The sequence below is a fragment of the Flavobacterium sp. K77 genome (genome assembly GCF_021608205.1).
GTDB classification, from domain to species: Bacteria; Bacteroidota; Bacteroidia; order Flavobacteriales; family Flavobacteriaceae; genus Flavobacterium; species Flavobacterium turcicum.
The window spans coordinates 232,183-243,259 of the sequence record NZ_JAKIHO010000006.1 but is presented as its reverse complement, the minus strand read 5'-3'; the positions used below and the strand labels follow the sequence as shown (position 1 = coordinate 243,259).

The window sequence follows — 11,077 nt, the reverse complement described above, 5'->3', positions numbered from 1 at the left end:
AACGTTATGCGGCACTTTAAAAAACATCAAACCGAAAATGCTAAATTGGTTCAAAGGAAATAAACATTCAAAATACAGAAAAATTCTTCTTAATGCTTTTCCACGGACATTGAAAAAAGACGTAGAAAGTGTATTGGACATTTTGCCCTTTGCAGTGAATGATATAAAACTATCTGACGGACGAATTCATAAAGTAGAAAACTTAATTCATCCAGACTTTCAAACTGTCCTACTTGAAGGGGAAAATTTATCAATACCTAACAGACTTTATTTTAATGAACCTGAATTAGAAAAAGAACAGAAACTTACAAACAATCAAAAAGCTATTCTCAACTGCATTTATCTTCGACACCATAATGGATATGTAAGACAAAGTCGCTTGAAAAAAATTAACAGTAACGAATATTGGATTACACCTTTTACTTTTAAACTTTTAGGAGAATATGTTCTTGAAATATTAGAAGTTTTGGACGAACAACTCGATAATAATAAATTGGAAAACTACAAACGGTTTGCAATAGAAAATCCAAAATATTACCAGCAGACCGAAAGTCGAATGATTAGTTATTGGAATGAATATTACAGATGTAGATTTCCAAAACTCAGACTTTATCTTGGTAGAATTATTTTCGACCACATAAGGACAAAAGCTATTGGTAAGCGACAAGACGAGATAATTAAAGTAGGTATTGACGAAAACGAACAACTTTTTATAAAACCGAAAAGTGAACGTTTTAATTTGATTTATAGAACATCAACAGAAGTACATTGGAATGAAAAAGGGCTATTACTTTACTCACCAAAGCCAAGAGAATTGAGTTATTTCGATTGGTATAGGCATATTACAAATGTGGCAGAAAAAGAATGTAACTGCAAATTAATGCTGACACCACGAACAACTTGGACAAACATTCCTGACGACTTAAAGAAACAAATAATTACGAATAAAAAAGCGACCGCATAACACACGCTACAAGCAATTTGGGCATTAGGCTTAATGGAAAAATTGGTTTTGTATTTGGATGATTTGGCAAATCCGAAAATAGAGCTTAATTTAGTCCCAAACTGCTTGTAGCGCGGGAACGTTATAAGCCATTTTATGAAAAATCTGCAAATCAAGACATTACTCCTATTTTTCTCTATTTGTATTTTAAGTTGTAATTCAAACAAAAAAATAGGAAGAGAAAATGAGCCGACAATTTATAACGTTGAAGAAGATGATGTTGAAATGAATAAGGCAATCGAAAAAGCAAAACAAACTTTAGATAGTTTTGATTTTGCTTTTAAAAACAATACTAGAGTTTTTACATTTTTTGGCTTGAAAAAGAAATTTGAAGAAAATGGAAACGTTGAACATATTTGGATTGGAAATATTCAAGGAATAGAAAAAGGGAAATATATTGGCGTAATTGACAATTTGCCAGAAAAAATAAAAAGCGTAAAACTTGGCGACACTGTACAAATAGAAAAAAAAGAAATTAGTGATTGGATGTACATCAAAAAATCAGAATTACACGGTGGATATACAATCAGACTTTTAAGAGAAAGAATGACGGAAGAAGAACAAAAAAAGTTTGATGTAGAAAGCGAAATGAAAATAAAGTAGAAGAAAAAACGGCTTATAACACACGCGACAAGCAATTTGGGTATTTGTCTTGACGGGAAAATGGTTTTGTATTTGGAAGTTTTGGCTTATCCGAAAAATAGCGCTAATTTAGTCCCAAACCGCGTGTAGCGCGGGAACGTTGGACGTAATTGGAGCGTACCACTTAGACTACGACGTTTTTTCACAATGAATTTTCGGGATATATTTTTGGGATGTTTAGAAGAATAAAGCATTTAGGCTTCAAGTCTTTCGATTGGGAATCGTAGAAAGTTCACTTTCAATACGTTTGACAACGTACAAGACTTGGCTAAGTTATCGAAAATAAAAGACAAAGTCAAGAATTTATTTTTGCTAACTTAAACATCACCAAAATAATAGCGCCCCAAAACCCCTATTATTGACTTCGCCTAGCAGGCTTGCTAAGCGCAATAAATAATTGGTTTCATTAAATTTGATTGTAGTGAAAGAAAATATTGGAGTAGTCTATCCAACTCCGTTACTGATCAAAACAGGGATTGTAAATAGACAGTAACTACGCCCAACAACGGTTATGCAAAATGCCTTCCGCTTTTTTTGGATAAAATAGTACAAATTAAAAAATTTGGCTATTTTAGCTAGAATTAGTCAAGCGGTCAAAAGAAGGCACTTCGCATAGCCGCAAACGTTAGCCGTCATTTGACAAAAAATATCGTAATAATTGAAAATAAAAATATGAATATAAGTTTTGACCTTGACAGCACTTTAATTCCAAATGGCAAGGAATTTGAAACTGAAAAGATAAGTGGAATCGCAGAACTGTTTGGAGTTGAACAAATCAGAAAAGGAACTAGAGAATTGATTTCAGATTTGCAAAAAGAAGGAAACAAAATTCATATTTATACGACATCTTTCAGAACAAAAAGAAAGATTAGATTTACTTTATGGTATTATGGAATAAAAGTTAACCGAATTGTTACTCAAGAAGAAAATCAGCGAATTCTAAAATCAAGAAAAATAAATTCATCAAAATACCCAACTGCATTTGACTTTGATATTCATATAGATGACTCAAGAGGAGTTGGAATTGAAGCCGAAAAATTTAATTTCAAAGCCATAATTATTGAACCTTCAGAGATAAATTGGGTTGAAAAAATTAAAAGTCAAATAAAAAACGTCGGCTAACAGGCGTTTGGCAAGATTGCGAATTTTGTAGTAAATTCACGTTTACATTTCGCAAGAAATTTTATCTTTAACAGAAAATAATCGGTTCCGAAGTTCGCAACCTCGCCAAGCGCCGGAACGTTAGTGGTCAGCAGCAGAAATTACGCAGGTCATATCAATTACACTTCACATTTGTTTTCCGCAAGACGTTTGATATTATTACTGGTTAAAGCTCTTCGAATTAAAAAAATCCGTAATTGTTACTAAAAAAATTGAAACAAAACTTGGAAGCAAAACTTGGAAGCAAAACTTGGAAGCAAAACTTGGAAGCAAAACTTGGAAACGTAACTTTGAAACGTAACTTTGAAACGTAACTAAGAATCAGAACTTGGAAGTAAAACTTCGAAGAGAAATTTTAAAGCAGACTTAGGATCACAACTTGAATACAAACTTCGAAACGAAACTTTGAAGCAAAACTTTGAAGCGAAACTTTAAATCAGAACTAGAAACAGAAACTTGAAAAATAAAATGGTGATGCGGAATTTCTAAAACTGCCGAACCACTAACAGCCGTTTGGCGCCATTGCGGTTTCGGTGATTTTTTGGAAGCTTAAGTCTTGAATTAAAAATTTGTTTATATTTGTGAGAGTTTGGTGTTGAAAATCCGCAACAGCGCCAAGTGGCAAAACGTTATGCGTGAGTTTTGGAATTTACGCAGACATTAAGAATTAGAAATAAAATTATCTTACTACCAGAGTTTTTGAAAGTAGAAACTTGAAAGTAGAAACTTGAAAGCAGAAACTTGAATGCAGAAACTTGAAAGTGAAACTTGAATGCAAAAACTTGAAAGCAGAAACTTCGAAACTGAAATTTGAAAAGCATTATCCGAAAAGAAGATAGAAGTAAATTTTTCCACAAAAATAAACCCACGCATAACAGCCGTCTCAAGCCATTGCGAATTTTCTCCTAAATTGACGATTACGTTTCGCAAGTTTATTTATATTTGGTGGAAAATAATCGGGTCCGAAGTTCGCAACGGCATGAGGCGGCGGGACGTTATGTGCTATTTTAACGCAGAATCAAGAACTAATCAATTCATAAATGACATTAAAAAATTACATTCTAGCCATATTAATAATCTTTATTTCGTCTTGTAAACAATCAGAAAACAATACTCAACATGAAGTTGTAATGACACAGAATTATTCTTTGTCGGTACCTAAAGATTTGGAACGAACTAATAATCTGAATGAACTAGCAAAAGTTCAATTTCAAAAAGTTGACGAGGATTTGTATTTTATTGTATTGGAAGAAACAAAAAAAAGTTTTGAAAATGCAATCAAGTTAAAAGTTCATAAAACAACTCCAAGTCTTTTTGGATATTATCAAGTTGTAACAAGTCATTTTGATGAACTCTATGATGATTTCAAAATAACCGATTTTGGAAGAACTAAAATTAATTCGTGTAATGCAATTGTTTTCTCAATGAGTGGAAAAGGATTAGATGATGGTAAAAAGGCATTTTTTAGATACGCACTAATTGAAGACAGTAACAATTTATATCAAATTATGTCGTGGACAAACATTAATTATAAAGATAAATTAATTGGAAAAATGGGTGGAATTATAAACTCATTTAAGTCTAAATCCAATTCAAAATAAAAACAGCACATAACAGGCGTTTGGCAAGATTGCGAATTTTGTAGTAAATACACGTTTATTTCTCGCAAGAAATTTTATCTTTAACAGAAAATAATCTGTTCCGAAGTTCGCAACCTCGCCAAGCGCCGGAACGTTGGCAGTAATTGTACCGAAAAATCGCAGAAATCAAGAACTTACACGAATTTAAACATATGAGAATTTATATAATTACACTGCTCATAATTCTCACTTCGTCTTGTAGTCGCAAGGGATATCCTCCTCAACGTGAGGAAGATGTTGTGCCTGATGAAATTATAAATGAAAATTCAAAATGTGTCAATTTAAACAAATTTTCATCTAGTAAAAGAATGAAATTTTATCCCTTTGACAAAGCAAAACAAATAGTTTTAATTTCATTTGAGAGTTTCGATATGAATTATTCTATTCCTGTAAAAGATAAAATCTTGAATTACGAAAATGTAAAAGAATCTTTAATTCTAAATGAGAATCAAATTAATGAATTAACTGATTTAATTTATAACGTAGGATATCAAAATAAAGATTTGCCCAAAATAATTGAAGAAGGAAATTGTTACGAGCCGAGAAATGGAATTTTATTTATTGATGATAACGGAAATGTTTTTGAATATATCGAAATCTGTTTTCAATGTGGACGAAGAGTAATTAGTTCTGAAAAAATTAAAGATGGAGTATATTGTTTAAATAAGTTCGAGTTGTACAAACAATATTTTAGAAAACAAGGAATTAAATACGGCACAGAATCGGAATAGATAAAACAACTACTGCCAACACACGTTTGGCGCAATTGCGAATTTTGTAGTAAATTCACGTTCACGTTTCGCAAGAAATATTATCTTTAACAGAAAATAATCGGTTCCGAAGTTCGCAACCTCGCCAAGCGCCGGAACGTTATAGGGCAGTTGCGAATTTACGCAGACATTAAGAATTAGAAATAAATTAATCTTCCGTTAGAGTTTTTGAAAGCGAAACTTGAAAGCGAAACTTGAAAGCGAAACTTGAAAAACAGAATCTGAAAAGCAGAATCTGAGAAGTAGAATCTGAGAAGTAGAATCTGAGATGTAGAAACTGAAAAGCAGAAACTTTAAAACAGAAACTTGAAAGTGGAAACTTGAAAGTGGAAACCGAAAAGCGAAACTTGAAAAGCGAAACTTGAAAAGCAGAATGTGAAAAACGAAACTTGAAAGTGGAAATAGAAAAGCGAAACTTGAAAGGCAAAATCTGAAAAATAGAAACTTTAAAATATTCAACCGCCCTATAACAGCCGTCTCAAGCCATTGCGAATTTTCTCCTAAATTGACGCTTACGTTTCGCAAGTTTATTTATATTTGGTGGAAAATAATCGGGTCCGAAGTTCGCAACGGCATGAGGCGGCGGAACGTTAACTGATATTTTAGAAAACCGAAACGTAAACAAATAATAATTAATTGAAAAACAGAATTTTACTTTATGGTGGATTAGTATTTTTGCTATTTGGTATCGCAATAAATATTTGTATGTTTATTTTTTTATGGTATCCAACATATATTTTCTTCGTAATTTGCTTAATAGGAATTATTCAAATTTTAATTTCTAGAACAAAACTAAAAATTAAAAATCAATGGCAAATATTTTGGACGATGCTACCGATATTTATCGGATTTATAATATTTCAAGTGACATCCGCATCAAAAGATGTTTTTTTAATTCCAGAAAAATTTAGAGGAAAAGTAACTATACAGTATAATCAGAAAAATGGCACTGAAAAAGAATTTGAAGGATTATGGTGGAGAATATATAAAGTTCCGAAAAATGGAATATTGAATACTAAATTTGAAATTAAAGGAAATTCTATAAGTTATTCTGGTTCTAAATATTTTTTTGTAGACGAAAATGGAAACCGCAAAGAAATAAAACAATTTTGTGAATATTGTAACGAAAAAGACACTTTAACCGTTCAGATGATTGTCGGAACTTTAAGCGGAAACAAAAATGGAGATTATCAAGACTTTTATATTGACGTACCGAAAAGAAAATATCGAAATGAATAAAAAAACATCAGTTAACAGCGGTTTGGCGCAATTGGGGTTTTAGGCAAACTTTAAAGTTGGTTTTGTACTTGGAAGTCTGGTCTTAAATCGATACATTTGGCTAACCAAATCCCCAACTGACGCCAAGCCACGAGACGTTATGTGTCATTTTAGAAGATTATCTCGTATATATTAACCACAGAATTAAAAATTAAATGCTAAAAATATACTACCGAATTTGGGTTAGCTTGTTTCTTAATATAAAAACTGCACAAAATGGAAATCAAAATGCGGCTTTAATTCTTTCGTTTTTAGTTTTGACAGCTATTAATTTTATGAATATCTTATTAATTAGCTTACTATTAATTTTATTCTTTGAAATACGTATTGAAACTGATAGAATCTTACCAATGAATCCGACAATTCGAAATTGGAGTATTTTACTTCTTTTTTTAATACCTAATTATTTTCTCATTGGCTATAATAAACACTACGAAATCTTATTGGATAAATACGAAAAACAAAATATTAAAAATCTAGGAAGGAATTATTTTTTTATCAGTTTTATTTTAATTTTAATATTGATATTCTCAACAATAGCTTTCCCAGAGTTTTTTAACTTGACTGCGAAAAAATAAAAACGTCACATAACAGGCGTTTGGCAAGATTGCGAATTTTGTAGTAAATACACGTTTATTTCTCGAAAGAAATTTTATCTTTGCTCGAAAATAATCGGTTCCGAAGTTCGCAACCTCGCCAAGCGCCGGAACGTTGGCAGATATAGTAAAAAAACGAAACGTAAATCAATGAAATATAAATTATTTATTACGCTTTTTTTAATTTCAGTAAGTTTGATTCTACTTAATAGATTTTCTGATTTAAGTATAAATAGTCCGTTAATTTATTGGCTTATGATTTTTGTTTTATATTCAACATTTTTTCTCCTACTAAATGGAATTTTAAAAGAAAAATACAGAAAAGCGACAAAAATATTAATAATTATAATTGGCGTTATTTGTATTGGTTTATATCGTATTACATACTTGAGTTTTTGGGGAACACAAACAATTGAATACGTAAATATTTCTGACGAAAATAAGTCAATTGAATTTCAAATGAGAGATTTAGGTGCATTAGGATTCAAAACTCGAATAATAGAAAAGACAAAAATTCTACCAAACATAAATTGGATAAAAGAAATAGACACGAGCAAAATAAACAAAACCGAATGGAAGAAAGTTGAGATTGAACGGAATGAAATGAATCTTAAATTCCCATAATAATAAATAAAACTACATCTGCCAACAGCAGTTACACAAGATGCAAGGATTTAGTGGAATTGCCGTTTCGCATTGAACTTTTTACTTAAATAGAAAATATGCAGTCACGATGCCTTGCACCTCGTGTAGCGGCGGAACGTTATAGGGCAGTTGCGGATTTACGCAGACATTAAGAATTAGAAATAAATTAATCTTCCGCTAGAGTTTTTGAAAGTAGAAACTTGAAAGCGAAACTTGAAAAGCAGAATCTGAAATGCAGAATCTGAAATGCAGAAACTTGAAAGTGGAAACCGAAAAGCGAAACGTGAAAAGCAGAAACGTGAAAAGCAGAATCTGAAAAGCAGAATCTGAAAAGCAGAATCTGAAAAGCAGAATCTGAAAAACAGAATCTGAAAAACAGAATCTGAAAAACAGAATCTGAAAAACAGAATCTGAAAAACAGAATCTGAAAAGCAGAATCTGAAAAGCAGAATTACAAAAGCAGAAACTTGAAAAGCAGAATCTGAAAAGCAGAATTACAAAAGCAGAATTACAAAAGCAGAATTACAAAAGCAGAATTACAAAAGCAGAATTACAAAAGCAGAATTACAAAAGCAGAATTACAAAAGCAGAATTACAAAAGCAGAATTACAAAAGCAGAAACTTGAAAAGCAGAATCTGAAAAGCAGAATCTGAAAAGCAGAATCTGAAAAACGAAACTTGAAAGTGGAAACCGAAAAGCGAAACTTGAAAGGCAAAATCTGAAAAATAGAAACTTTAAAATATTCAACCGCCCTATAACAGCCGTCTCAAGCCATTGCGAATTTTCTCCTAAATTGACGCTTTTGTTTCGCAAGTTTATTTATCTTAGCCGAAACTAATCGGTTCCGAAGTTCGCAACGGCATGAGGCGGCGGGACGTTGTAAGCAATTTTCAGAACGTATACATAAATGAAAGACATTCAGAAATTATTAAAGCCAATAGTCACAGAATTTCAGACTGAAATACCTGATGCTAATCCTGAAATTTATAATGTAACTTATGATTTGTGGACATTGAAAATCACTTTAGGTTTTGATGATATCAAAAGCCCAATATATGTTATTTTTAAAAATGTCGTTGGATTTAGAGTATTGGACGAAGGAAATCTTTTGGAGTTCTGGGATAAAGATGTCAGAGTTCCTGGTTGGATTTGGAGAGTTGAGAGTGGTGGCTGGTTTGAATTGGAAAAATTACGCGCTGGTTTCTTAGCTCAACATCATGGAGATAGTCACAATGAGTATTTGATAAGTGGAATAAATGATTGCTTGAGTGTAATAGCGGAATCTGAACCGATTATTATGAAAGCTGAGTAAAAAACTGCTTACAACAGGCGTTTGGCAAGATTGCGAATTTTGTATTAAATTCACGTTTACATTTCGCAAGAAATTTTATCTTTGATAGAAAATAATCAGTTCCTAAGTTCGCAACCTCGCCAAGCGCCGGAACGTTAGTGGCAAGCAATCCGCAGAAAACAAAAAATCGAGTATGAACAATAAAAGCAATATTGATTCTAAATTTCAATCCCTATTAGAAGTTATCTCAGAAGAGTCTTTTCACGATTTGTTTGCAGAACTTATTGAAAACTCACAATTTCTCGAAGAACAGAAGCAAATTGAGTTATTGGAAATTCTTGCACAAAAATTTCAGAAGTTTTATAACGTTGATAAATTAACTGAAAACGAAAAAAAATTTATTTCTGATCAGCTGATAAAATGGACACATTTTTCTAATCTAAATAGAGTTTGCGAATTGGCTGGTTTAATGTTTTCTTTTGTCGATAAAAGATACTGTGAATTTTTACGCCTCAGTTTAAAAACTGAAAAGTTAACTTTAGATGTGAGGATGGAAATAACAGAAAGTATCAAAGAATTTGAAAAGGAATATTTTAAATAATAACAAGCCAGCCACTAACACACGCTACAAGCAATTTGGGGATTTGGCTTAATTTGAAGTTGGTTTTGTGTCAGGAAGATTTGGCAAATCCGAATAATGGGCTTAATTTAGTCCCAAACTGCTTGTAGCGCGAGAACGTTAGCAGCAACCGTATTGTAACTGCAAAAATTGACATTTAAACTTATGAAGATATATCTATTTTTTCTTTCAATGATTTTTTTGATTTCTAATGAGTCGAAAGAAAAAATAATTGGAAATCTGAATTCTTATAATTTAAAAATAATTGTCGAAACAGATCCTACAAAGAAAACTGACGAGATTGATTTTCATCATGTCATAAAAGAAAAAATATACTTTCGAAATAAGGCAGAAATTCTAAGCACTGAAATAATTGAAGTAAAAAGTAATGATGGATATATTTTGACTGGAATTAATACATTAAAATCTAAAAACAAAAATATTTATCAAATGGAATATTATAGGTCAAATGGAAGTCCAGAAATCTTTGTTTACTTTGATAATAGAGGAACAAAACTTTGCAAGCAAACAGCATTTAGAAATAAAACAGAATATAACTTTATAAAAAAAGGGTTGAATACAAAGTATTTTGATGATTTAAAAATTGTCAAAAGTTACGACTTAATAGATTTATTTTAGAACGGCAGCTGCTAACAGCCGTTTCTCGCAATTGCGAATTTTGTGGTAAATTCACGTTTGCGTTTCGCAAGAATTTTTACCTTTAACAGAAAATAATCGGTTCCGAAGTTCGCAACCTCGCCAAGCGCCGGAACGTTATATGCCACTTATCTGCGGCAGAAAACATAAATTCGTATAACATCACTCCTACTCTACTTTTCGACTTTAAAACGCAACCGAATAATTTTGAAAAGCAGAAACCGAAAAGCAGAAACCGAAAAGCAGAAACCGAAAAGCAGAAACCGAAAAGCAGAAACCGAAAAGCAGAAACTGAAAAGCAGAAACTGAAAAGCAGAAACTGAAAAGCAGAAACCGAAAAGTGAAATCTGAAAAGTGGAAACCTGAAAATTGGTCAAGAAAAAAGTTTAAGCGGCATATAACAGCCGTCTCAAGCCATTGCGAATTTTCTCCTAAATTGACGCTTTCGTTTCGCAAGATTTTTTATCTTAGCGGAAAATACTCAGTCCCGAAGTTCGCAACGGCATGAGGCGTCGGGACGTTATAGGGCAGTTGCGAATTTACGCAGACATTAAGAATTAGAAATAAATTAATCTTCCGCTAGAGTTTTTGAAAGTAGAAACTTGAAAGCGAAACTTGAAAAGCTGAATCTGAAAAGCAAAATCTGAAAAGCAGAAACTTGAAAGTGGAAACCGAAAAGCGAAACTTGAAAAGCAGAATCTGAAAAGTAGAAACTGAAAAGCAGAAACTTGAAAGTGGTAACCGAAAAGCGAAACTTGAAAAGCAGAATCTGAA

11 protein-coding genes are annotated in these 11,077 nt (G+C 32.0%); all 11 read left to right on the top strand.

Translation table 11 applies throughout. The features are described from left to right. Nucleotides 1–964 (top strand): hypothetical protein (locus L1S34_RS12310; RefSeq protein WP_236364267.1); only part of this gene is annotated, 964 nt, incomplete at its 5' end. A 135-nt stretch (nucleotides 965–1,099) separates the two neighbouring features. Continuing rightward, nucleotides 1,100–1,606 (top strand): YegJ family protein, encoded by a 507-nt coding sequence (locus L1S34_RS12305; protein WP_236364266.1) that lies wholly within the window; start codon nucleotides 1,100–1,102, stop codon nucleotides 1,604–1,606. Nucleotides 1,607–2,281: 675 nt separating this feature from the next. Continuing rightward, nucleotides 2,282–2,767 carry an HAD family hydrolase gene (locus tag L1S34_RS12300; protein ID WP_236364265.1) on the top strand — a complete coding sequence of 162 codons (486 nt, stop codon included), beginning with the start codon at nucleotides 2,282–2,284 and terminating at the stop codon, nucleotides 2,765–2,767. Between the two features lie 1,169 nt (nucleotides 2,768–3,936). Continuing rightward, a complete protein-coding gene (locus L1S34_RS12295; protein ID WP_236364264.1) occupies nucleotides 3,937–4,407 on the top strand; it encodes a hypothetical protein in 471 nt (156 codons plus the stop codon). Nucleotides 4,408–4,598: 191 nt separating this feature from the next. Next, nucleotides 4,599–5,177 (top strand): hypothetical protein, encoded by a 579-nt coding sequence (locus tag L1S34_RS12290; protein ID WP_236364263.1) that lies wholly within the window; start codon nucleotides 4,599–4,601, stop codon nucleotides 5,175–5,177. 675 nt (nucleotides 5,178–5,852) lie between these two features. Then, the gene (locus L1S34_RS12285; protein ID WP_236364262.1) at nucleotides 5,853–6,455 is read left to right on the top strand and encodes a DUF6843 domain-containing protein; all 603 of its coding nucleotides are present in this window, start codon (nucleotides 5,853–5,855) and stop codon (nucleotides 6,453–6,455) included. 194 nt (nucleotides 6,456–6,649) lie between these two features. Then, nucleotides 6,650–7,072 carry a hypothetical protein gene (locus L1S34_RS12280; protein ID WP_236364261.1) on the top strand — a complete coding sequence of 141 codons (423 nt, stop codon included), beginning with the start codon at nucleotides 6,650–6,652 and terminating at the stop codon, nucleotides 7,070–7,072. A gap of 168 nt (nucleotides 7,073–7,240) precedes the next feature. After that, on the top strand, nucleotides 7,241–7,714 hold the full coding sequence (locus L1S34_RS12275; protein ID WP_236364260.1) for a hypothetical protein: 474 nt from the start codon (nucleotides 7,241–7,243) through the stop codon (nucleotides 7,712–7,714). A gap of 929 nt (nucleotides 7,715–8,643) precedes the next feature. Next, the gene (locus L1S34_RS12270; protein WP_166125157.1) at nucleotides 8,644–9,048 is read left to right on the top strand and encodes a hypothetical protein; all 405 of its coding nucleotides are present in this window, start codon (nucleotides 8,644–8,646) and stop codon (nucleotides 9,046–9,048) included. 172 nt (nucleotides 9,049–9,220) lie between these two features. Continuing rightward, nucleotides 9,221–9,628 carry a hypothetical protein gene (locus L1S34_RS12265; protein ID WP_236364259.1) on the top strand — a complete coding sequence of 136 codons (408 nt, stop codon included), beginning with the start codon at nucleotides 9,221–9,223 and terminating at the stop codon, nucleotides 9,626–9,628. A gap of 183 nt (nucleotides 9,629–9,811) precedes the next feature. Continuing rightward, nucleotides 9,812–10,285 carry a hypothetical protein gene (locus tag L1S34_RS12260; protein ID WP_236364258.1) on the top strand — a complete coding sequence of 158 codons (474 nt, stop codon included), beginning with the start codon at nucleotides 9,812–9,814 and terminating at the stop codon, nucleotides 10,283–10,285. The last annotated feature ends 792 nt before the right edge of the window (nucleotides 10,286–11,077 follow it).

What these genes read in the sequence shown, in the direction of transcription:
- L1S34_RS12305 (WP_236364266.1), top strand. Translation starts at nt 1,100, where the DNA reads ATGAAAAATCTGCAAATCAAGACATTACTCCTATTTTTCTCTATTTGT.
- L1S34_RS12295 (WP_236364264.1), top strand. Translation starts at nt 3,937, where the DNA reads ATGACACAGAATTATTCTTTGTCGGTACCTAAAGATTTGGAACGAACT.
- L1S34_RS12290 (WP_236364263.1), top strand. Translation starts at nt 4,599, where the DNA reads ATGAGAATTTATATAATTACACTGCTCATAATTCTCACTTCGTCTTGT.
- L1S34_RS12280 (WP_236364261.1), top strand. Translation starts at nt 6,650, where the DNA reads ATGCTAAAAATATACTACCGAATTTGGGTTAGCTTGTTTCTTAATATA.
- L1S34_RS12275 (WP_236364260.1), top strand. Translation starts at nt 7,241, where the DNA reads ATGAAATATAAATTATTTATTACGCTTTTTTTAATTTCAGTAAGTTTG.
- L1S34_RS12270 (WP_166125157.1), top strand. Translation starts at nt 8,644, where the DNA reads ATGAAAGACATTCAGAAATTATTAAAGCCAATAGTCACAGAATTTCAG.
- L1S34_RS12265 (WP_236364259.1), top strand. Translation starts at nt 9,221, where the DNA reads ATGAACAATAAAAGCAATATTGATTCTAAATTTCAATCCCTATTAGAA.
- L1S34_RS12260 (WP_236364258.1), top strand. Translation starts at nt 9,812, where the DNA reads ATGAAGATATATCTATTTTTTCTTTCAATGATTTTTTTGATTTCTAAT.